24 protein-coding genes and 1 pseudogene are annotated in these 23,769 nt (G+C 29.5%); 2 read left to right on the forward strand and 23 right to left on the reverse strand.

Features of this window, described 5'->3' with window-relative positions; translation table 11 throughout:
- Nucleotides 1-30: 30 nt before the first annotated feature.
- The 14 genes and pseudogenes from psyc5s11_RS20960 to psyc5s11_RS21025 form a co-directional block, all read right to left on the reverse strand.
- Nucleotides 31-729, reverse strand: coding sequence for a LiaF transmembrane domain-containing protein (locus psyc5s11_RS20960; RefSeq protein WP_224034413.1), 699 nt, complete (start codon nucleotides 727-729; stop codon nucleotides 31-33).
- Nucleotide 730: 1 nt separating this feature from the next.
- Nucleotides 731-1,186 carry a LytTR family DNA-binding domain-containing protein gene (locus psyc5s11_RS20965; protein ID WP_224034414.1) on the reverse strand — a complete coding sequence of 152 codons (456 nt, stop codon included), beginning with the start codon at nucleotides 1,184-1,186 and terminating at the stop codon, nucleotides 731-733.
- A 150-nt stretch (nucleotides 1,187-1,336) separates the two neighbouring features.
- Nucleotides 1,337-2,626, reverse strand: a complete 1,290-nt coding sequence (locus psyc5s11_RS20970) for an acyl-CoA reductase (RefSeq protein WP_224034415.1) — start codon at nucleotides 2,624-2,626, stop codon at nucleotides 1,337-1,339.
- A gap of 1 nt (nucleotide 2,627) precedes the next feature.
- Nucleotides 2,628-3,746, reverse strand: a complete 1,119-nt coding sequence (locus psyc5s11_RS20975) for a LuxE/PaaK family acyltransferase (protein ID WP_224034416.1) — start codon at nucleotides 3,744-3,746, stop codon at nucleotides 2,628-2,630.
- 410 nt (nucleotides 3,747-4,156) lie between these two features.
- Nucleotides 4,157-4,417 (reverse strand): CD3324 family protein, encoded by a 261-nt coding sequence (locus psyc5s11_RS20980; RefSeq protein ID WP_224034417.1) that lies wholly within the window; start codon nucleotides 4,415-4,417, stop codon nucleotides 4,157-4,159.
- A gap of 43 nt (nucleotides 4,418-4,460) precedes the next feature.
- The gene (locus psyc5s11_RS20985; RefSeq protein ID WP_224034418.1) at nucleotides 4,461-5,504 is read right to left on the reverse strand and encodes a hypothetical protein; all 1,044 of its coding nucleotides are present in this window, start codon (nucleotides 5,502-5,504) and stop codon (nucleotides 4,461-4,463) included.
- 423 nt (nucleotides 5,505-5,927) lie between these two features.
- A complete protein-coding gene (locus tag psyc5s11_RS20990; RefSeq protein WP_224034419.1) occupies nucleotides 5,928-6,242 on the reverse strand; it encodes a GyrI-like domain-containing protein in 315 nt (104 codons plus the stop codon).
- Between the two features lie 298 nt (nucleotides 6,243-6,540).
- Nucleotides 6,541-7,812 (reverse strand): MFS transporter, encoded by a 1,272-nt coding sequence (locus psyc5s11_RS20995; protein WP_224034420.1) that lies wholly within the window; start codon nucleotides 7,810-7,812, stop codon nucleotides 6,541-6,543.
- A gap of 58 nt (nucleotides 7,813-7,870) precedes the next feature.
- The gene (locus psyc5s11_RS21000; RefSeq protein ID WP_224034421.1) at nucleotides 7,871-8,086 is read right to left on the reverse strand and encodes a hypothetical protein; all 216 of its coding nucleotides are present in this window, start codon (nucleotides 8,084-8,086) and stop codon (nucleotides 7,871-7,873) included.
- A gap of 109 nt (nucleotides 8,087-8,195) precedes the next feature.
- Nucleotides 8,196-8,348, reverse strand: coding sequence for a hypothetical protein (locus psyc5s11_RS21005; protein ID WP_224034422.1), 153 nt, complete (start codon nucleotides 8,346-8,348; stop codon nucleotides 8,196-8,198).
- A gap of 92 nt (nucleotides 8,349-8,440) precedes the next feature.
- Nucleotides 8,441-9,082: pseudogene (locus psyc5s11_RS21010) on the reverse strand (class I SAM-dependent methyltransferase); the annotation flags it as partial.
- Nucleotides 9,083-9,126: 44 nt separating this feature from the next.
- The gene (locus tag psyc5s11_RS21015; protein ID WP_224034423.1) at nucleotides 9,127-9,807 is read right to left on the reverse strand and encodes a YczE/YyaS/YitT family protein; all 681 of its coding nucleotides are present in this window, start codon (nucleotides 9,805-9,807) and stop codon (nucleotides 9,127-9,129) included.
- Between the two features lie 105 nt (nucleotides 9,808-9,912).
- Nucleotides 9,913-10,668: a DeoR/GlpR family DNA-binding transcription regulator gene (locus psyc5s11_RS21020; RefSeq protein ID WP_224034424.1), complete on the reverse strand. Its 756-nt coding sequence runs from the start codon at nucleotides 10,666-10,668 to the stop codon at nucleotides 9,913-9,915.
- Nucleotides 10,669-10,689: 21 nt separating this feature from the next.
- Nucleotides 10,690-11,475, reverse strand: a complete 786-nt coding sequence (locus psyc5s11_RS21025) for an HAD family hydrolase (RefSeq protein ID WP_224034425.1) — start codon at nucleotides 11,473-11,475, stop codon at nucleotides 10,690-10,692.
- A gap of 156 nt (nucleotides 11,476-11,631) precedes the next feature.
- Between psyc5s11_RS21025 and psyc5s11_RS21030 the strand changes: the two genes are divergently transcribed.
- On the forward strand, nucleotides 11,632-12,396 hold the full coding sequence (locus psyc5s11_RS21030; protein WP_224034426.1) for a DeoR/GlpR family DNA-binding transcription regulator: 765 nt from the start codon (nucleotides 11,632-11,634) through the stop codon (nucleotides 12,394-12,396).
- Between the two features lie 234 nt (nucleotides 12,397-12,630).
- Here psyc5s11_RS21030 and psyc5s11_RS21035 read toward each other — a convergent pair whose 3' ends face one another.
- The 6 genes from psyc5s11_RS21035 to psyc5s11_RS21060 form a co-directional block, all read right to left on the reverse strand.
- Nucleotides 12,631-13,251 (reverse strand): hypothetical protein, encoded by a 621-nt coding sequence (locus psyc5s11_RS21035; protein WP_224034427.1) that lies wholly within the window; start codon nucleotides 13,249-13,251, stop codon nucleotides 12,631-12,633.
- A 467-nt stretch (nucleotides 13,252-13,718) separates the two neighbouring features.
- Nucleotides 13,719-14,396 (reverse strand): response regulator, encoded by a 678-nt coding sequence (locus tag psyc5s11_RS28125; protein ID WP_311196382.1) that lies wholly within the window; start codon nucleotides 14,394-14,396, stop codon nucleotides 13,719-13,721.
- On the reverse strand, nucleotides 14,389-17,256 hold the full coding sequence (locus tag psyc5s11_RS21045; RefSeq protein ID WP_224034428.1) for an ATP-binding protein: 2,868 nt from the start codon (nucleotides 17,254-17,256) through the stop codon (nucleotides 14,389-14,391). The genes psyc5s11_RS28125 and psyc5s11_RS21045 overlap by 8 nt, the downstream gene beginning before the upstream one ends.
- Nucleotides 17,257-17,674: 418 nt before the next feature.
- Nucleotides 17,675-18,691, reverse strand: coding sequence for a phosphotransferase (locus tag psyc5s11_RS21050; protein WP_224034429.1), 1,017 nt, complete (start codon nucleotides 18,689-18,691; stop codon nucleotides 17,675-17,677).
- Between the two features lie 38 nt (nucleotides 18,692-18,729).
- Nucleotides 18,730-19,500 (reverse strand): DUF2087 domain-containing protein, encoded by a 771-nt coding sequence (locus psyc5s11_RS21055; protein WP_224034430.1) that lies wholly within the window; start codon nucleotides 19,498-19,500, stop codon nucleotides 18,730-18,732.
- Nucleotides 19,501-19,748: 248 nt separating this feature from the next.
- Nucleotides 19,749-20,123, reverse strand: coding sequence for a winged helix-turn-helix transcriptional regulator (locus psyc5s11_RS21060; RefSeq protein WP_224034431.1), 375 nt, complete (start codon nucleotides 20,121-20,123; stop codon nucleotides 19,749-19,751).
- Between the two features lie 140 nt (nucleotides 20,124-20,263).
- Between psyc5s11_RS21060 and psyc5s11_RS21065 the strand changes: the two genes are divergently transcribed.
- Nucleotides 20,264-20,917, forward strand: a complete 654-nt coding sequence (locus psyc5s11_RS21065; RefSeq protein ID WP_224034432.1) for a flavodoxin family protein — start codon at nucleotides 20,264-20,266, stop codon at nucleotides 20,915-20,917.
- 111 nt (nucleotides 20,918-21,028) lie between these two features.
- Here psyc5s11_RS21065 and psyc5s11_RS21070 read toward each other — a convergent pair whose 3' ends face one another.
- From psyc5s11_RS21070 to psyc5s11_RS21080, 3 genes are all read right to left on the reverse strand, one after another.
- Nucleotides 21,029-22,165 (reverse strand): anti-sigma-I factor RsgI family protein, encoded by a 1,137-nt coding sequence (locus psyc5s11_RS21070; RefSeq protein ID WP_224034433.1) that lies wholly within the window; start codon nucleotides 22,163-22,165, stop codon nucleotides 21,029-21,031.
- Entirely contained in the window at nucleotides 22,166-22,657 is a 492-nt protein-coding gene (locus tag psyc5s11_RS21075; protein ID WP_224034434.1) for a sigma-70 family RNA polymerase sigma factor, read from the reverse strand.
- A 457-nt stretch (nucleotides 22,658-23,114) separates the two neighbouring features.
- A complete protein-coding gene (locus psyc5s11_RS21080) occupies nucleotides 23,115-23,690 on the reverse strand; it encodes an NAD(P)H-dependent oxidoreductase (RefSeq protein ID WP_224034435.1) in 576 nt (191 codons plus the stop codon).
- Nucleotides 23,691-23,769: the final 79 nt, after the last annotated feature.

Consider the following 23,769-nt stretch of genomic DNA (forward strand, 5'->3'; position numbering starts at 1 on the left):
TTTTCTTATTTTTTGATTATGCCTTATACATTAGATATAAATTATCTCTACTCCTGAAAAGCTAATATCACCAACTAATGTTAAAGTATTTGTTGTTGTTTGATTATTTCTATTCTTTTCATCAATAGATCCTAAAAACACATTTGTTTTATCATTAACACTCCAAGTTTTGGGTATATATAATTCCATTCCTGAAAAAGAAGCATTAATTCTAACTACAGCATTTTCATTACTCATTATTGCATTATCAAAATATACCTTCATAGCTCCAAAAGAACAATTAAAATCAGCTTGCTCAAACTTATCTGTATTTATATATTTTATACTAGCACCAAATGAAGTTTTAAATCCAACATTACTTCCATCTTCTATATTAATTTTCTCAAACTTGTAATCATCATGATTATGCTCATGATTAATCCATTTAATGTGCTTGTGAAAAATCATAGAAAGACCAATACTACCAAATAGCGCTGCCATTAGCACTGTCCAAGGTGTAATAGCTGTAAGCCCTAATTCTTTATCATATATTATACAAATAAATGCAATAGGAAATAGAATACCTTGAAAATTCAGACGAAGTAAACTTTTTCCAATAACTACTACCAAAAAAACTGTTAACAATAAACTAAATACATGTATATTAGGGATATATCCAAGTTTACTTACAATCAAAAAAATACCTGCTAATATTAATAAAATTCCCCAAAAAACACTTTCTTTTTTCATCTTATTTCCTCTTTTCTAATAATTTAATTTTTAATGGTTTATAATAATATCTTGAAACATATACCTGTTTATGAGTATTTTGAAATTCAACCTTACTTGCTGATGATAGGCTACGTGTTATGGAATAAATATGATTTGTATTTAGAATTGTTGATTTTGAAACTCGCATAAAATATCCTGGCAAGAATTCTTCAAGTTCATAAAGCTTATATTTAACACTATATATATTACTAATGGTATGTGCACAAATACCATTTTCTTCAGTATCAAAAAATAAAACTTCTTCCAAAGAAAGATAATACTCCGCATCACCTCTGTAAAAAATTATACCTTTCTTATTCGATAGCATATCGCCAAGCATAACTTGAATATTTTCAACCTCTTCACTTAGTTCACTACACTTAATAATAACTTCATTTTCAGTTATTTTATTATCTACTTCAATTCGTATTTTCATATTTTCCCTCCCCACAGTTATTATTATATTAATTGCTTTTGCCCTTGTAAATGGTATAACAGTAAGTGGTTAGTTATTACTTGTAAGTGGTATGTTTTTAAACTGAAAAAGAAGGAAAATTTCTATTACTTAGAAAATTCTCCTTCTTTATTATTTCACTCTTCTATTAACCTTCCGAACATATCTTCCCAAAGCATAAACCCCATCATGGGGTTCACCACTATAATTAACAGACATATAACCACAACTTGTAATTCTATTTACTCCCGCTGAATATAAAATATTAGACAATTCATCTAATTCTTCCTTATGACAACTCAATCCAACAGTTTGCAAGTGACCCTTGTGAGCTCTTAACAAACCTAATAATTTTTCTCGTTTTATTGGCATTGCCCAAATATTACGAAAAAGTGGAGATGCTTTTAGTTCAGCATTATAGTCTACCATAACACTATACTGCTTTTTTTCATCAGTAATCAATCTTTTTTCTTCTAGAATTTCCTCCATTTTAACAAGTTCATGGGTCCATGTGATTTGTGCTTGTACATCTATAGGTCTAACTAATGATGGATATTCTGCTGCCACACTTTCAATATGTTTTGCCAACCTATTTGCAAAATCATCAAGCTCTTTATTCTCATCAGTTTCATAAAAAACACATTGAGGAGAACTACAATAAAGCTGATCCGTTAAACATATATCCCTTGCTAAACCTGCCAAATCTTTTTCATCCTTCTCTTGCTTTGTAAAATAGGCAAAACTCAAGCGATGACCCCATTCAATTATAGGCAAAGATGGTGGAGCAAGTTTCCTTATAGCTCTAATAGCTTCATCTGATCCCCAGACTACAGCTGCATTTGCCATTTCCACAAGTTTACCAATCACTTCACTATTCTTTGAAGACACATCAAGAACATAGATATATGGTTTTAACCTAGGTTCTATCTCAACTAATCTCATAAGTATCTTAGAGGACAAGCCACCTTCATGTTCTGGCAACTTTAATATATTTATATTCCTTGTTAAGAGGCCTTCTATAACACTAAATGCAGAAAGTCCTAAAGCATTTCCTGCTCCAATATGTAGGATTACTCCAAGAGGCTGTTCTTTTTCTTCTATCCCTGTCTCAACCGTTTTCCACACAAAAGGGTTCTCTCCTAATTCAGAATGTACTTTAGTCAGCAGTGCCTTTCTATCTATACTATCTATAATAACCTTTACATATTCCTCGGAAACCCATTTTGGCATCCCCATTGCTATAAGTTGCTGCACAACCTCCTGTTTATTGATTTCCTTTGCCAAACTATGGGCTGCTTCAATGACTATTTCTGGCATCAGTGTCTCAAGCAATAAATCAGCTTCTATTATTTCCTTTAGTTCACTAAGATTATTGATAAAGTTATCCTTAGAAATTAGTTCCCCTCTATAAATATTATCCATATTAGTCTCCCTTCATATACTCTGAAGCAGCAACTGCGCAGCTTCTTACATTAGCTGTTCCTGCTCTACCAAGTACTTCAAAATAGGGTGTCTCAATTCCACAGCCACATTTTTTACCATCTCTTAATACTGCCATATCCCCCATAAGTATAGAAGATATAGGCACAGAAGAAACCAATGGACTTACAAAGTTTAGGAATCCAGGCTGATTAAAACCTAACGGTTCTAAAGTTTTCACATCACGGATAATAACTCTACTCCATATGGGTACATGCATGTGGTGTTTTTCACATTCAGGATACGCAACACTGTGCTCCACAGCACTGTAGAAATCACGACAATTCTTAGCTGGAATACCAAGAAATTCTTCAACCATTGAATATAATTCATTCTTATCTATTGCCATATCACCAAACTTTTTCCAACCACCACCTGTTAGAACTACAGACCTTTTATTTAACTTTAATGGCCTTATGCCTGAGTCTTTCATCATTTTTAAAAGCATATATAAATAAGAAGGAAAACCTAAAATTCGAACTGGTAGCTTTTGTCTGTTAAATCTCTTAAAAGCATCTATAATTCCAAAATAATCAATTTCATAACCATTGCCAATAGATCTTAATGCAAATACTTTTTCTTTAACCGGTGCAAATCTAGTCATGCCAAGCGCAATCTTTACATTGCCCATATCATTTCCCGCTTTAGGTTCATACCCTAAAATAAGATAATTAGTTGGGATTATTGAAATAAATCCATGATGCTTTATAGCTTTAATTGCCATTTTAGTTCCAAGTTTAATTGAAGTAGAATCAAGAAATATCTGGCTTTTTTGACCTTGCGTACCAGAGGATGTAGCGTGAATTTCAATTTCTTCATTTTTTACACTAAGCACTTCATGATGTTTAAAAAATTCTGCAGTTATTGTTGGTATTTTTCCACAATCCTCAATGGACTTTATTTGTTCACTTGAAAAATTACGATCTTTTAATAACTTATCATAAAATTCACAATGAGTCCGATGATGATTTATGGATTCTCTCATTGCTTCTAGAAATAAGGTTTCACTCCCCTTTTGATCATAGATTTTACTATAAGCAAATAATTCCTCCCTGGCCGTCATGCCCATTCCCCCTTTGCATATTAGAGTTCTCACCTAAGCTCTTCATAGCATGTGTTGATTTACATTTTCACATCTATATTATATACAAATTAAGCAAAACTTACCATGTTACTTTGTAGTATGTTTTCATTTATTTATGACATACATCACCATACTGCTTTAACTGCAGTTTTCAGCTAATGCTATTTTTTAATTAGTTACTTTGCCGATGAATTAAATCCTATTATTCATTTATCATTTTTATATAGATTAATCAACTCATCTAAAGAGATATCTATACCAACCATCCTTAATGAATTAGTTTTTATTTTCTCAACTGAATATAACATAAAAAAATCCCCCTTTATAATATACCCAAGGTATATTATAAAGGGGAATATAGTTACTGTTGCAAATTGTTTAAATCAACCCTATTTACGATATAAAATCTTTCTAATAGTTTCTATAGACAAATTAAAAGTATCTGCTAGTTCTTCCATTGAAGCCCCAGCTTTATGTTCCTTACATATTTTTTGGTTTCGTTCCTCATAATATCTACGTGCACCAGAACCTTCCCCCCATTTCTGTCTTTCAGTAACCTGAGGAATATATATCGCCTCTCCTGATGTGTATTTCTGTATTTCACGAAGCAATTTATCCGGCAAAATATCTAAGGCATTTCTATATTTCATAACTACCCCATTCCCAATTCAATATTTTATTATCTACCTACCTCTATCCTTGTTTCTTTAAAAATTCATCTAGATTATCATACTTTATTAAAACTGCCCCATGCTTTTTTATTTCACTAAGGATGTATTCCTCTATATCCTTTGCACGCTTCCCAAAGACAGACAAATCTTTAACATCATAACTACCAAGTAAATCCATCTTATCTAAGCCTGCTTCTTCAGTAAGAATATCAAATTCTACTTGCAAATAATATCCCAAATGAAAACATTCTATAGACTTATTATTCTTACATGCATAAGCAATGCGTCTGAAGGTATATCTAGCTTCTTCATACCATCCTGCCAATTCATCATAATTATAGCCTTTTAAATTTCTCTCAGGCATGAACTGCTCAAAAAACTCTCTTGTTTCTTCTATTAAATTATGGACTGCTTTGAATATATTATCAATGTCTGTTGCCCTAAGAATTTCTTCATAGTTTTTTAAAAAATTAGCTGGAATACTAGGGAATCTCTTTATCTGTTCCATTCTTTCTGAATATCCGTAATCCCTATTAATATAAGTCCCATTAATTATTGCTAATGACTGACTTAAATACTCAATAATTCCTCCTGCAGCCTTTCTAACATTACTGAGAATCTTTTCAAAGAGCATAATTTTGTATATATCCATTGCAGAATTAATCTTTTCTAAAGATTTCATATATAAAAAATCTTTATCCTTTAAATTATTAAACATAGTTTTTCTTAGCAATTCAAAACGCTCTCTATCAGTATCACTTCTAGCATATAGGATTTCACTATCTGCTAAACAAAATGCAATACCTTCATTTAATGTTGCTAGTCCCGCTACTCTTTCCCATGACATTGGAAACAAATCATATCCCATATCATCAATTATAAAAGTTCTTGCAAGAGAATATCCATGGTCACAAGTTGGTATAAAAAAGTCAAATGCCATATCATCTCCATCCTCTGGTACCTTGCATGCCCCTTTTCTTCCAAGTAGTAGACTTATATCTCCATTAAATTCTGTTTCTATTTTATTGATAGCCCATTCAATTAACTCTTTATCTATTTTTTTCATATATACTCGCCTCACAAACTTTTTATTTAGAAGTAACAGCTGTTTTCTATATTCTCATTTTATACAAAAAAATGACAGCCTTCAATGCCATCATTTTTTCTTACTAATTCTCTCCCATAACTTCACATCTTTTTCCAACTATATTATTAGATTAGTTTTAAAACATGATTTTTTTATAGATCATTAGTTCTAAATATATTTGTTAAACATACTACTTATGATACGGTTTACCGTATCAGTAGCAAGTGATAACCAATTGTCTTTCGAACTTATCCGACTGCGTTGGATAAGTTCGAATAACCAAATACAAGATTTGGATTCTTACTTATATAACAAGTTCTTTTATTGAAAATAAGAAGCACCTCTTTAAGATACTTCTTATCATTCTAATTTTAACTGTTACATCCTTTGTGTAGATTAAAATTATGCTAAAGGAAACTGTAGTTCAGTCACATATTCTTCTGGATTATTTGTTTCCCATTCACCCTTATGGTATATTTCACGAACTGGTCCATCTATCTTATAATTATTTTTCTCAATCCATTGATGTAATGCTTTGTAGGTTTCTCCTATTGTATTAAATGAACCTTGATGAACAACACAAGCCACTTTATCTACAGCAGGTAACTCATACACTTTAACAATATTGTTATCAGCAACGCATTTAGTCACAGGTTCAGCCACTTCCATATCCCATGATTCTGATGTTTTCCAGTTCCATGTTGAATTATAAAACAATAATTTTATTTACAGTAACAAGTTGCATAGCACTATAGTAACGGTATCCTGTAAATTCATCCACTTGCTAAGGTTTTAGAATACCTATTTCATTATAATGATGTAAAGTGTTAATTGATAATCCACTTAAATTTGAAAATCCACCTATCTTAAACATAATCTACCTCCATTTATTAGGCTTCACAGGTGTACACCCCTGTCGTCTATATTTATTATATAGTCTTGGGTAACCATAGAGTCAATCCCCAAAATCCATCTTAAGCAACATCTTATACATATTACAGTTTTAGTAAAGTTTTCATAACTTGCGAATTGGGGACAATAAGGCAATTGAAACCTCAACTCCCTTGGAAACAGCGGCAATAGCGAATACTGCAACTGGACTGATTGAATTGGAAACTAAACTACCTACCATCATGCCAAGAGGCATAGCCAAGCGTGTAAACACACGAGAGAAACTAAGCACTCTTCCTAACATATTTGAAGGGACAGTTTCCTGCCGTACTGATGTCACAATCGTGTTCCATGCCACATTGCAGATTGTAACAATACCAAAAGCGATTCCTGGGCCTAGCCAAAGGGGGGTAATTAATGCATATAGAAAACCACATGTCCCTACAATTAAAAGTATAGGTATAAGTACTCCACGCCTGAAATAGCGTTCCAAAGGAACCACAATAATACTTCCCAATAAACCACCAAGTCCAATAAACGAGTAGTTGTAACTAACTTGAGTTGCACTTAGATGGAGTGTGGAGAGCAGATAGAACATCAAAACTCCATAGGCTGCACTATATCCAAAGTTGCCAATCATGGCCTGTAGGGAGAAACTTAAATTCAACTTGTCGTGGGTTAAAAAATGCAGTCCCTCATTCATTCCATGAAAAATCTCCCTTAGCCGTGTTTTCTCAACCGGTTTTTTCAAGGTCTTTATTCTCCATATAGCCCACAGTGTCCCTGCGAAAGATACAGCATCAAACCATAAGGTACGGTAGCCTCCTAAAGTGGTTATCATAATACCAGCAAAAAGAGGACCAATTAAATCACCAGCTTGATTTATTAATTGATACGATGCATTTGCCTTAGTAAGATTTTTATTTCCTATTATATTTGGGATAGAAGCTACAACCGATACGTCAAAAAGTAATGACAATCCTGCCAAAATAAATGATACAACATAGAGTTGCCAAAGTTGCAGGATGCCCAGCATTTGCATAAGTGGAACTAAAGCGACTAGAATCCCTCGTGTTACATCAGCGAACATCATCAGTCGTCGACGGTCCCAGCGATCAACATACACGCCAATGATTGGACCAAATAACACAACTGGCAATACGCTGACTGCATACATTGAACCCATAACAATAACTGAATGTGTTAGTTCATATGAAATCCATGGTATTGCAAAGGTGTAAAGTGCGTCACCTAGTTTTGAAACTAGTTGTCCCATTAGGAAAATAATAAATTGAAGGGGCAACTGTTTAGAGATAGAATTGCCCAATCGGTGTGGAAGCAGTCTTAAAACTGAACTCCCCTCATTCTTCAATTCTTCAAAAGATTTATTATTCATTTAATCACCTCTTATTAATTACTTCGCAGTAAAATACGAAGTTTGTATAGTAGTGGAACTAAAAATGGTTATAAGCGTGTAAATATTTTGCACTTTCCATAAACATCCCAGTACTTTGTAAATCAAGTAGCTCAGAAAATTGTGTTTTATATAATTGTTGTCTTATGTAAAACTCTAAAAGCTCATTCTGAATATCAATAAGCAACTTAAGAATTTCCTCTTTAATAATAAGAACTGTATTTCTATCAGACATATATTCTCTTTTACTACACATTTATCCATCGCGACGCATTAATTATAACATATTTTATAAATACCCTATTATTCAACTTCTAAAGAACAAGTTTTTAATTTAATACGTCAAATTTACATAGTCAGCACTATCATATACTAATTTTTGTTTTAACAGGATTTCTCATTAGCGTTCTTTTTGAAACAAAAGAAGAAGGAGAACCTCCTCCATCTGGACTTGGCTCTCCTCTATCACTTAAATACATTATTAAGTTATCATCTAAATAACTATTAATTGTTTCCATTCCTCAATAGTTATATCAATATGGCAACAATACTCATCATTAATAATTCCATATATTTTTTCAATTATGGTTACATATTTTATTTATTCATATTAATGATTTTCATACATATACTCCCTAGTCCATGGCAACTTATTATTTATTTCTTTAGTAAATAAAAATTGATGAAGATCAAGATTACCACAATTAAAAGATGCTGCACAAGAATTTAAATATAATCTCCACATTCTTATAAAGGTTTCATCCTTGGTTTTACCTATTTCAGGTAATGCATTTTCAAAATTTGCTGCCCAATGCTCTAAGGTTCTTCCATAATGTCTTCTAAGACTTTCTATATCAGTTAAGTAAAATTTTTCAGACTCCATATAAGAGACTAATTCTTTAACTGATGGTATATATCCACCTGGGAAAATATACTTATTAATCCATGAATTTGTTCCACCATCTTCATATTCTTCTGCTCCTGTTATGCAGTGAACCATAGATAATCCACCTTGTGTTAATAAATTATTAACTTTAGAAAAATATTCATTAAGATGATCCTTTCCAACATGTTCTATCATACCCACACTAACTATTCTATCAAATGTTCTGTTTTTTATCTCTCTATAGTCTAGAAGTTGGACTTCAACGAGATCACTTAAGCCCTCTTCTTTTATTCTTTCATTAATCTTAGCAAATTGTTCTGAGCTTAGAGTTATACCCTTAACTTTATACTTTTTAGCTGCATTAATAGTTTATTTCTTTATCTGTAAGTCCTGTAAGCTTAGATATCGCATCATTTTCTTACTATTTTTCTTACAAATTTCTCTCCATATGGAAGAGAAATTTGTATAAATGGTCCAGTTACAACCATAGCTATCACTGTACCAACTCCAACAATTCCTCCTAATGCTAATCCCATTACTAAAAATGTAGCATCCCATCCCATTCTAATCCAACGATAGTGGCATTTAGTTTTATCTTGTATTATAAATGGAATTATATCATTAGGTGCAACTCCAATATTAGTTGCTGAAAGCACTGAAAATCCCATAGCTATTACTGCACATCCAAATACAATTAAAAGCATTCTTACTACATAGTTATAATATTCAACTGGGAAAAATGAAATTACCTTTACCCCAAAGTCTATTATTGGTCCAACTCCCGCAACACAAATTAATGTTCCTATCTTTATACGTTTTCTTTCAACACAAAATATTATTGCAAATAGTACTACTAATATTATTATATTAGCTATACCAGGTGTTACTTCTGCTTTTCCTGCTATTAATTTAACTATTTCAAAATCTTTTAATGCTGTTTTATCTAATGTAAACGCTAATCCTTGTGCAAAAACTGTAAATGGATCAGAACCTATGTTAGTTTTTAAATATAATGCAACTCCAAATTGAATTATAATCATTCCCACCAAAAATAGAATTAATCTTTTGGTTAAGTTAATTGCTTTATTCATCTTCTCTCTCCCCTTTCTATTTATTTCATGTGCCATCTTATGTAAAAGTTTGTATATAATTTTTCTAATTATATTAAATTCTTTCTACTAGTTTCAGTGGAGCCACTATACAATACTAACTTTAATATTTGATGGAAGTAATTCAAGTTGTTGCTCTGTAACATTTGTGTCAGTTATTAAATTATTAATTTGATCAAAAGTTGCAAATCCATATAAACCATCCATACTAAATTTCGAGCTATCAGTTACTAAAACAACTTCTTTAGAATTCTCAAGAATCCTCTGTTTAACCTCTAACTCTCTATATGATCTAGTGCAAGGACCATCTACATGAAATCCATCACAACCCATAAATGCTATATCAGCGTGTATACTTTTAATAGCTTTAGTTGCCAAATAACCAACAAAAGACATACTCTTTTTCCGTAATTCTCCACCAGTTACAATGAGCTGGTTATTAGAGTTTTCTAAAGCTTGTGCTACAACTAATGAATTTGTAACAATAACTAGATTACTTTTAAATTTTAATAACTTAGCAATTTGTAGAACAGTAGTTCCAGAATCTAAAATAACAACACCTTTTTCTGGTATCATTTCAACTGCTTTTCGAGCAATATTGAATTTTTTATCTATATTTTTTAATAATTTATCATCAAAATATTTTTCTAAATAATTAGATGATATGGTAGCACAATGGCCTTTATTTATAATATTATCTTTTTCTAATGATATTAAATCTTTTCTAATAGTTTCAGTAGAAACATTAAATTCTTTGGCTAATTCTTTAACTGATATACTTCCATTTAGCATAATAAACTTAGCCAGTTTAGTTCTTCTTTCAACATTTAAAGGTTTTAACAATATAATCACCTCATTTCACAATCAAATAATAAACTTTTCTATTTCTAAAGCTACTCCATCATTTTGTACTGTATCTGTAACTTTTTTAGCATAACTTTTCACAGAATCATCAGCATTTCCCATTGCTATTCCACAGCCTACTGTAGATAACATTTCTATGTCATTTTTTCCGTCACCAAAAGCATAACTATTTTCTAAAGGAATATTTAAAAAGTTTAGTACTTTTAAAATTCCTGATGCTTTTGAATTTGTTTTTGAATATAATTCAAAAGAACCTAGTTCTACGTTATGAACATAATCAAAATTATCATCTTCTAAGGATAAGCAATAATCTATTCCTTTTTTATCATTAAGTAACATTTCGATTTTATATATGTCTACTTCTTCAAGATTATAATTACCTTCCAAATGTTTTTTAGGTATACTAAAAGAATCATAATATGAATGTAGCTTCTTATATTCATCTTTAATATATGAATATGTCTCCCCCTGCAATATATATTCAATATTAAGTTCTTCAAAATTACCTACTAGTTCCTTTACAATTTCTTTTTTAATAGATTCCTTATATATGCATTTATCTGCAACTTTTACATATGATCCATTGGTAAGTACAAATCCATCAAATCCAAAATTAAGTAAATCTTCATTTAGAAAAGCATACGGTCTGCCTGTAGCTATAAAAACATAATTTCCTTTTTCCTGCAATCCACGTATAGCCTTTTTTACTCTAGGAGTAATGTCTGTTATTCCATTTAAACAATCTATTAAAGTTCCATCAATATCAAAAAATACTACTTTATTCATAAATTCCGCTTCTCCCTGTATATAGTTTATTCTGTGTGATTTGTTACCGTTTAATATCATTTTATTCCGCTTGTTCTCATTTGTCAATTAATTTAATTGCATTTTAATAATATGATTGCTAAAATAGAAGTAAATGAGAATAAATTGGAGGAAACTATGTTTATTGAAGAAAGACACAAACACATTTTAGATATTTTAGATAGAGATGGCAAAGTATTAGTAAAAGATTTAAGCGCACAATTTGAAGTAAGTGAAAGTATGATTCGAAAGGATCTTCAAGTTTTAGAGAAAAATAACTTGCTACAACGTACTTATGGTGGTGCTATTAACATAAAACGTACTATAGTAAATGGTGAAAGTTTCTTCAAGCGAGTTGAAAAGAATACAAATTTAAAAGAAATCATTGCAAAAAAGGCATATGAACTAATAAAAGAAAATGATACCATTTTTTTAGATGCATCAAGTATTTCATATTTTCTTGCGAAACTAATTACACAAAATAATAAAAACGTCACTTTAATTACAAATATGGTTGAAATATCATCAATGATTAACTTAGATTCGAAGATACATGTTATTTTTATAGGCGGAGATTACAATCCTCTTGTAGGTGGAAATATAGGTTCTCATTCTATTGAACAAATAAAACTTTATCGTTGTAATAAAGCATTTATAGGATGTAGTGGAATAGATCTTCGAGATGGAAGTCTTAGTACTGGTGAATCTGAGGATGCTGGTACTAAAAAAGCAATTATGAAAATATCTAAAGAATTATTTCTGATGGCACCAAATGAGAGATTCAATCTAGATGGAATTTTCAATTTCTCAAATATAACAGATTTCCATAGTATTATTACAGAAACTACACCCAATAATACTATAATGACTTTGCTCGAACAATACGATGTAAATTTAATTTAAAGCTGTGCCCTGCTTCCTTTGAGGAATACCTCAATTTAGTATAATTGTACTTTTATATCTAACAACATATTATTCAATTTCCATTTTATCAGCCTTGCAAACTCTAATAATTCTATAATTTACTAGACATTGAAATAAGCACTCACGGGACGTTTCCCGTGAGTGCTTATTATTCTATATATTATTAAAATCCAAGTTCCACTTTCATCTAAAATATAACGATCAATTACAGTATTACTGCATTCTACCATCAGAACCTAATGTATAACCACCTATTTTAGTATTTGCTAACATGACTCCTGAAGTATCTAAATAATACCAACTACCAGAACTATCTTTTATCCAACCAGTTTGCATTGTACCACTACTAGCCATATAATACCATCTTCCACCTGTTTGATTCCATCCTGTTAACATTTCTCCATTAGATGAAAAATAGTACCATTTACCACCATCATTTAACCAATCAGTGGTTTTATAACCGTCTTTTCTGATATATTTCCAGTTAGCTCCTTCTCTTACCCAACCTATGGCAATAGTAGGATTATTAGTGCTAGTACTATTATTAGAAGTAGGACTACTATTATCCGAAGTTTTAATACGGTTATCAGAAGTTGTACTAATGTTATCTGAAGTTTTAATACTGTTATCAGAAGTGCTACTGCTGTTATCCGAAGTCTTAATACTGTTATCAGAAGTTGTACTGCTATCCTCAGAAGTGCTAGCACGATTCTTTTGTCTAGTAGCTCCAGATACTCCATCTACTAACTTACTAGTTGGATGTAACGCTATACCTACTACCGCTACCATTGCTACAAATATTCTCGTTAATCTTAATAAGAATGTTTTCCTCATTATTTTTTCAGCTCCTTAATTTTAGAGTTTATATCCTAAACTGCTAAATTATACTTTAATATGAATTATATACATTAAAACTTAATATATCCTTAAAGTTTGCTTAGAATTCATTGAGAATCTAGTGAACAATTTATTAATTTTATATTTAACATTGTATTCATTTGCTACCTTTATTAAATTGTCAATGGAGCTATTTACGCCATTAATTTTATCATTAGCAATTGCTTTTTATTCACCATTATATTATAAGTTTATATTGATTCCAATATTATATTTTTATTGTAAACAAAAAAGAAGAACCGCCTACATCTCGACTTAGTTCTTCGACCTTACTTAAATATATTAATTTATCATTGATATTACTTATGATATGGTTCACCATATCAGTAGCAAGTGATAACACTTTTTAACTAAAATATACTTTATTTCTCTACAATAATATACCATATTTCATAATAACCTCCCTAGTTTATTATGTTACTAATTCTTTCATCTTGTGATTTATATTCTACATTCCCACCAGAGCTTTCAACACTTTTTCCAAAACCTATTATTGATTTTACTAGTTCATCAGTGGTATTATGTAAATCACCAAAATCAAATACCATATTGAGAGGTTTTATAAATAGCAATCCCTTTATTGCAGTATCTATGCTTATTAAATCCTTTTCACCTAAGTATTCATTAAATTCTACAATAAATTTTCCATTTTTGTTATCTATTTCAAAACCAGGTTTATCTTCAATAATCTCTGTCTTTTTCTTCTCTACTTTTTTAGAATCATCCCTAAGCACTTCATCTACCACTGCAATTAAATTATCCGGATCAATAGGTTTTATAATATAATGCTTAGCTCCATTTTTTAGTGCTTCAAAAACCATCTGTTTCTGATTTAAAGCACTAAGCATTATTATTTTAGCATTAATATCTTTTTTTATTATTTCACCTACGGCATCAACACCGCTAAGCTTAGGCATCGTTATATCCATAGTAACTATATCAGGTTTTAAAGTTACATATGATATTATTGCTTGCCTACCATCTGCTGCTTCACCTACTACTTCATGCCCACTTTTGGTAAATATGCTATACAAGTTCTTTCTCATAACTGTTGAATCATCTACTATTAATATTCTAGCCATCTATATTACCTCCATATAAGTCATTTAAATTAATTTCTTCTAGGTCTAAGATCATATTAATATTGAATTCATATTCTGAACAAATTAAATTGCAACATAATATTTGAGTTTGAGTATTCTTAATATATCCTCCAATGCTATTTGATATCATTGAAGGTATTCCCATATGAAATATCACATTTTCATCATCAAATTTACCTGAAGTTAATCCTATTACGGTATTAGATATTTCCCCAAGCACATCTTCGAAATAATTTGTCTTATCTTCTTCGTTAATATCATCAATCATAAAACCTTCTACTAGCTTTTTGCCCATAGAATTATTAACACTAATTGTTAAAATACAATTGATAGTTCCACTAACACTTAAAATTGCTGTTATCTCATTTAAAGCTATGATATTTTTGGCTTGAATTTCTCTTAACTCAAAATTGAGTCCAGTTTGTTTAAAAATAATATCTATAGACGTTTCAGCAATTTCTTTAATAAAATCAGTAGCTGTAATTGGATCTTTATCCTCATCTTTCAGCTTTGGGAGTGTTAAAATGAATACGGTGCCATATCCTTCACTGTTATCCACTTTTATTCTTCCACCGCACTCTTCTACGCTTTGCTTAACAGCACTCATCCCCACTCCCCTACCAGAGATATTGTTAGCTTCTTCTTTTGTGGTTATTCCTTGCTCAAATATCAAATTGATTTTTTCTTCATAATTCATTTTCTTTAATTCTTCTTCAGTATATATACCCTTGTCTAAACTCTTTTGTTCTAGAAGTTTTACATTAATTCCTCTTCCATCATCTGAAATAATTATTTGGAAATCATCCTGCAAATCCCGAATTCTGCAAGTAATATTACCAACTTGTCCTTTTCCAGCTTCTAATCTTTCATCCTCTGTTTCTATACCATGGTCTACAGAATTTCTAAAAATATGCACAATAGCTTTTAACATATCCTGATAAGAACTAGCATCTATCCTTATATCATCACCAACTATTTCAAAAGGATTTACACTTTTGCCTAGTCGTTCACTTAATTTCATAACATAATCTGGATATGTCCTCATTAAGTCCTTTAAAGATTTACTTCTCAAATCTCTTATAAGAGGTAAAATTACTTTAAGTTCATTTTGAGGCAATACTTCTCGAATTTTATTTTCAATTTCAATAAGCTTTTCTTTCCTTACATAGCAGAGTTCACCATATTTCATAAAATCTTTACCTGCATAGGTTTCTATTATATCTAAATCTTCTCTTAACCATGCACTTAATTCCGTACCATCTATATCTTCTATATGAAATTTATGATTACCTTCATATAATTTATTTTCCAACTCATTAAGCTTATTTATAAGACTTACCATTTCATACTGACTAAAATTGCCTTTGAAATTATGAATTTGCCTAAATGTATGCTCATGTTCTTCCTTAGGTATATTTTTAAATGATGTACCTGTGAATTCTTCATATTCATTTACAAGTTCTCTAAATTCATCTCTATTTATTATGGCTTTTACCACCATTTTTAAAATTGTTTGTTCTTCATGCATCTTTTTTTCTAAAAATCGTTTTTCCGTTATATCAGTTATGATGGTCATAATTATATCTTCATCTTTTGAATCTTTAGCAACTTTAAAACATAAACTTAAAACTTTGTCATTTATAGCAATCTCTTCTGGTAGTAGTGTCAAATATAATTTTCTCTGGGAGATATCTGCTTCAAATATTTTTACAAGTAACTCATCTATGAACTTCATCATATTGTCATCTTTAGGATATAATATTGAAGATAACTTTTTGTATGAAATTACGCTATTAAATATTTTTTCACACTGAAGACTATATTCTTCCTGTATAAGTAAATCCTGTCCTAAGTTAAAAAAACCTTGTTCCACGTTATTTAAAATATTCTTCAACTTTAAGTTTTTATTGTCTAAAGTTTGATTAATATTCTCTAATTCTCTGCTATTTTCATTAAGAGTAGCATTTTGAGCTTCTAATTCTATCTTTTGATTCCCCAATATATCAACATAATCATGCATATTTGCCATAATTATATTGGTAGACTTAACTAATTCCTCAACTTCACTAATTGGTTTTTTAAATTTGATTTCAGTATGAATTGCTTCTTCTATATTTCCATTTGCTAAATCTTTCATTATCTTATTGAGATCTGATAAAGGTTTAATAATAACAGTACTTAACTTATAAGAAGTTATTTTAGATATTATTAAAGTTATAAGAAAAATAATGGAGCATATTGCTACTAAAGCTATATATCCACCATAAATAATCTTTGGGTTAAGATTCACTTGTAGTGTAAACAAAGGCTTATCTTCATCATCGTTTACAATTGTTGTAGTCGTTGTGTTTAAAATTCGCGTTACCCAATTCTCGTCTTTAGATGTTAATTTAACAGGATCAAAAACAAATTCAGGTACCGAAGAGTAAATTAATTTATTATCTTTAAGTATATTATAGTCAACTATTAATAAAGGCATATTTGCTAATTCTTTTACATCGTCATGATTTTTCTTACTTATGTCAATTTTCGATTCAGTATTAAAATGAAGTACATATGAAAATCCTACCCTTTTAAACATTTCTTTATATTCATCTGTTATTTCTGTAAATTCAGCTTTTATTTTTCCTTGGTGCAATTCTTTTGAGTATTCATCTCTAAGTTGAAAGCTGATTTGATTAGCTGCTATTTCTGATATTATGGTGCTGAAAATTTTAAAGGTCGCTCCTAATGCAAATATCATAAAAAGCATCATTATTAATAAACTGTTTAAATTCAATAAAAATGTCATATTTTTTATTCGTCTTTGTAAACTTCTTTTATTAAGTTTTTTACCCATATTACTACCTCATATAAAAATTTTCCCCTTTAAATTGTATAATTATCTTTAACTATCTTGATTTTATCATATAATATAAACTTTTCATAAGAATATTTATATAAAACTAAAATATCAATTTATCAAGCCATATTTCGTAGAATCTAAAACTCCTACTTTATTAATGTAACATATAAACATCAATTACTGGTACTTACCTTAATTCTAAAAGTAATAATTTAAATTTTCATACCCGACACGATTACTTGTGATGCAGTATTCTCACTTATAAAAAATAGCCTTAACCACGTAAAAACAATGTTTAAGGCTATTAATCTCATTTACTTATGATATGGTTCTCCGTATCATAAGTAAGCGTGGTTAATTCCATATCATAAATATATAGAAATTAAATATAATTATTTCTAATTTATTTAACTTAACAGAATTCCTTTTCTAGCTTATCTGTTAACTCATCAATATTTTCCTCGAACCATCTACAAAGCATAGTTGACCAATGAGCATAATGGCACAGTACATTTTTATTTGAATTATTAGACTCATAATACTGACTAAAATAGTCACATACTGCAAGTTGATAATAGTACAAATATGCCATCATTTTTATATCATAAGTACCCAAATTACTATATTTCATATAATCCTTTATATATTTTACCAAGTTATGATAATCTATTTTTCCATGAACGCACTCAGGATCTGCATAAGAATATGATCTTATTAATTCGAAGCAAGCAGGATGAACACAAGCTGAAGTAAAATCAATTATGGCATTAATACACTTCTGACCACATATGATCTGACTTATAAAATAATCACCATGAGTATTTTTATAAGTAAATCTATCCATTTCAAATTTAATATTTTTTATTTTATCTAATAAACTAATTCTATACTCCAAATCAATGACATTCTGCTTTTCTCCCTGCTTTAATGCTATATCTAAGGATTTTTCATAAGATGCTTTAGCTGCTTCAGGGGTTATAAAATTAAAAAAATCTTTACCTATTCCACTAGTTAATGAAATAAAACCTTCTAATACTTTGTGAATTTTCCCCAACATTTCAGCACTTTCTTTCATAAACCATTCAGGTGCTGTATTTACTTCTAATATTTTACCTTTTATAAAACTTTGCAAATGAAAAGTATGTCCAGAGTACTCTAATAAGTATTCACCATTCTTAGTTTTATAAAATTCTGACACAGGAATCCCATTTTCTGAAAGCATATTATTTATTAAAGGTTCTTTATCAGGATGATTTATAAATATCATCTCGATATCCTTAAATAGATATTCTCTATCTTCTGTAATTATATGAAAACATTCTGATGAAGCACCTTCTAAAATTGGATTTATCTCTTTAATAATTCCAATGTCATAATTTTTTTCTATTATTTCTCTTATTTCTGATATTATAAAATTCTCCTTATCCATTTGAATCCCCCCTTTATCTATGCTATATCCCTAAAAAATTACTCTTTTACCCAGTAACTACTACAATCATTCGAACGTTCAATAAACCCATACTCTATTAAGGCTCTCCTAATAGTGGCATAGTCCTCATATATTCTTTCTAAAATTCTATTTACCTCTTTTTCAGAGTACTTCTTTCCTTTATAAAACTGCTTAACTATTTCAGATAAAACTATTATTTTCTTCTTTTCCTTAGCAGGAAAAGTTTTTATTGCTCCATTTTCATCCATATAATTTTTAATTGTACTTTCTCTTTCCTTTTCAGTAATGTTATATCTATCATCTAGGGTAGTTGCTGTTTTGTGAGCATCACATAGATTATCCTTATCTAATATGTTTACCTTCTTCTTTGTGCTGGATGATATTAATTCCATCATTGCTAAAAATAATCTTGCTTGCTTTTCTTTTTCTCGTAATTTATAACGATGATTTCTTATAGTAGATTGTGCTACCCCTAGATTTATGGCAATTTCCTTATCCGTTAATCCTGATGCTATTAATACTAACAACTCTCTTTGAACCTGTGATACTCCTATAAATGCTGGGTTAATCCCTAATAAATATTCTAATGTAGATCCATGCTTTTCTGATATATGAAATTCAGTAGCCTTTCTTGAATCATAGAGCATAGAATCTATTTCATATATTCTTCCCTTTGTAAATTCATCATCACAAATTATACATTTATAACTTTCTTCTAATTCAACATACCCTTTTTTTACCTCTTCAATAGTTGCATCCCAAAATACTTCTTTATTATTTTCATTCATATTATTCAATACCCCTTTACATCTATTTATATGTTAATTATATGTTAATTTTAACTTTATGTCTACATATATATAAACTTTTTGGTTTTAAGTCTATGTATCGCTTAATATTATCACTAAAAAAAGTAACCCTATATAAGAGCTACTATTTTTATTATCTGTATTTATTACTTATACTATGTAAATTTTTCACAAATATATCTAGATTTATTTTCACTAAAACTTACATACTATCCCTTTATTTTATATTATTTATAATCTGATTTATCAAGTTTAATTTGTTTTTCACCCCACCTATATAGTTCCTTAAAAGTAGGAAGTAGCTCTTTTCCTCTTTCTGTTAAATAATATTCAACTTTAGGAGGAATCATCTCATATTGAGTTCTTATAACAAGTTTATGTGCTTCTAATTCTTGTAAAGATTTTGTAAGCATCATATAACTAATACCTTTTACTCTACGTTTTAATTCATTATATCTAGTAATCTCATTTTCAAATAAGTACCACATAATAGGTAATTTCCATTTTGATCCCACAATATCAAGTGCATATATAACAGGACATTTTGTCTCATATACATTATCACTAGGTAATTCTACCTTATAATCTATATTATCATTCATGCTTACAACTCCTTTAAATCCAATAGTATCTTTTTTATACTATCACAGAAAAAACTGCATACTTGTACATTTATTCCTCTATGATATATTAATTGTAACAGAAAAAATTATAATTAAAATACTATATTAGGAGTGTTAATATGAAAATTTATGCTATTAATGGAAGTCCAAGAAAGAATAAAAATACAGCTACATTACTTCAAAAAGCTTTAGATGGAGTGAAGCAATCAGTAAAAGATCAAGAAGTTGAAACTGAAATCATTAATTTATATGATTTAAAATATACAGGATGTAAAAGTTGCTTTGCTTGTAAAAGACTTGGAGGAAGCAGTTATGGTAAATGCGCTATAAGAGATGATCTTTATGAAATTTTAGAAAAACTTTCTCAAGCTGATGGGCTTATTTTTGGCTCCCCAGTATATTTTGGTAATATATCTGGCCAATTACAGTCGTTTTTAGAAAGATTATTCTTCCCTTACTTAGTGTATGATAGTAACTATTCCTCAATTTCACCAAAGAGGATGCAAACAGCATTCATTTATACAATGAATGTAACGGAAGAAAAAATGAAAGAAATTGGATATTTATCAACTTTTAATAAGGTGGAATTCTATCTTGAAAGACTATTTGCAAAACCATTAGTTATGTATTCAAACGATACTTATCAATTTGATGATTACTCAAAATATAAAGTTGAATGCTTCTCTGAAGAAGAAAAAGCAGAACATAGAAAAATACAATTTCCCTTAGATTGCGAAAAAGCATTTGAACTAGGTGTAAATTTAATAAAGTAGTATATTAAATTATGATGTAATTTTCTTATACTTAATCATAACGCTTTTTATAAAGTTTTAATAAGCACTCAAGGGAAGTTTCCCGTGAGTGCTTATTGGTTAATGATTTATTTAATTGTTCTTGTTTTTGTCTTTATTTTGTGAGTTTGAATTACCATTGCCACTATTTTCTGATTTTGAAGAATTGCTGTTACTACTATTATTTTCTGACTTTGAATTACTACTATTTTCTGACTTTAAAGAATTATTATTACCTTGTGAATTTGCATTATTGCTATTATTTTGTTTTTCAGTAGTCGTAGTTATAGTAGTTTCTTGTTTATTAGCATTACTATTTTCTTCTTTTTTGTTATTACCATTATTATGTTTATTATCAGAAGAATTGTTATTTTCTTCAGTAACTTCATCAGAAGTTATGTTACTATCAGTAGTAGTTTCATCAACCTTATTTTCTTTTCTTAATTCTTTAGTTTTCTTTTGTATTTCTTTTACAGAACTATCTTTATAATCTTCTACATCTATAGTTGAATCCAATGCTTGAAGCTTTTGTATAAGATTTAATTTACCAGGTGTTAGTCCAAGCTTCCTTGCTTCATCTCTTCTTGCAAGAGCTACGTTTTCAGTTTCAACTTCTACATCCATATTATTGTTATCTAAGGTTACCTCTGCAACTTCTTTTAAAGATTCATTCAATTTAGTTGCCACATTTTCCTTATCTGTAGATGTAGTAATTTCAACTGCAACTGCAGCTGTAGTTGTAGTTGTAGCATCTTTAGTTATATATCCATCAGAGATTGCATTTGAAATTACAGTACTAACCGCATCCGAAACATTAGAATTTATTAAGTTAGTACCTTCTAATATTTTTTCACCATCTTTATTATAAGCTTCAACTGACACTACTTTATCAAACGCATTCACTCCTAATTCAACGCTTGGATTAATATCCATACTTACATATGCAACTGGAGTTTTAGCATATGCATATGCTCCTCCACCTGAACCTAAAATCATACATGCTCCTAGTGCTAACGCTATCTTTCTTTTCATAAAAATTCCTCCTAAAATATCATTTATCTTTTCTATAATTGTAATGTCTTTATTATCATAGCCTGTCTTCCTCTTTATAGAGTTTTCAATACGTTTCCTAGTATAAGAATCTACTGTTAAATTAATATCTTTATATAATAGTAATTTAGTGTCTGTAATATTTAGATCATCTAATAATTCAAATAACCTATCGTCCAATTATATAATCCCTCCTAATAATTTGCTTAGTTTTTGGATACATCTTGATACTTTTTTATCAATAGTATTAACTTTCAGACCAATATTCTTAGAAATATCTTTTGAACTTTGACGCAAATAATATCTTCTTAAAATTATTTCACTATCTGGTTCCCCTAAAGAATTTATAGCATCTATCAATTCTGAATTACTCTCTTTTAACAAGATTGCATGTTCTACATGGTCTTCTGCAGTATATAAGCCTTGTGATACATCATCTATAGGAACATGATGATGATTCTTATTTTTTCTATACATATCTATGGCTTTTCTTTTTGCTACTACTGCTAGAAATGCTTTAATTGATCCTTTTTGTAGATCAATTCTACTTCTATAGTGAAATACTTCAAAAAAGACATCACTTACACATTCTTCTATATCCTCTTTAGAATACATACGAGAAAGTTTATTAAATATTATTGTATAAATAAGTGCCATGTAATTATCCATCATAATCTTTAGCCCTTGTTCAGGCTTATTACGCAATAACTCAAGTAGTTCGATATCAGAAATGACAACGCACCTTCTTTCTATCAAATTTGATTTACATAATACATTTCGCAATATATCATATAAATCTGACAATAAATTAATAAAATATATAATTAAATTAATTGTTTATGTATATTTTCTTCTTTATTCTCATTTATGCACGTTTTTTTATGATTTTAGAATTATTATTTTGTTAGGGACCTTATATAATACCTTCGTAATCCAGTAAGAAAATATGACAAAATAAATATTAAATTAAAAAAGTTCTTTTATTAATGCTATTTTATACTGAAACTTATTATTTATTATAAATTTCATCAATAATAAGAACTTGACTTTTAATAGTTGGCCTTTCTGCATAACTCAAAAAAAGAGAGATTTTTTTATAATCTCCCTTTTTAAACATTACAATTAACTATTAAATTTTGTGGATAATATCTTGCAAGAACTTTTCTCTTTGACTTGGCTGAGAATTGGTTAGACCTCCAAAGTGGATCCATTTACGTTTTTGAAAACCTACTTGTTTTAAAGTCCTATTTACAAAGATCTTACCAATAGGATTTCCAATAAACCATCGTAAGTACCATGTTGGTGAAGTAGAAGTCGTAATAACTACTGTTTCTTGTACATTTGTTAAACGCCCCTTCACACCAGTTTTCGTAACTTCATATGCAAAATCCATTTTCATAACTTTATCTATAAAACCTTTAAGAATTGCTGGAACATCATTCCACCATACTGGTGCAATCATAATTACTTTTTCTGCATTCTTAATAGATTTTTGATACTTTTCTACTAATGGATCTAATGTTTTTCCATGTTTAAAAAGAGCTAATTCTTCTTTTGAATAACATGGATCAAATTTATCTTTATACAAATCAATAATTTCCACCTCTTGTTTTTTATCTTCAAGATGTTTAACAACCCTTTGAAAGATCGCATGGTTAAAACTCTTTTCATATGGGTGACAATAAATTACCAATGTTTTACTCAAATACTTCTCCTCCTTTTCCATTATTTTATTATCTGCATTATTTATTAATGATGAAATATTTACCAGTATCTTTATTATG

The organism is Clostridium gelidum, assembly GCF_019977655.1.
Taxonomy (GTDB): Bacteria; Bacillota; Clostridia; order Clostridiales; family Clostridiaceae; genus Clostridium; species Clostridium gelidum.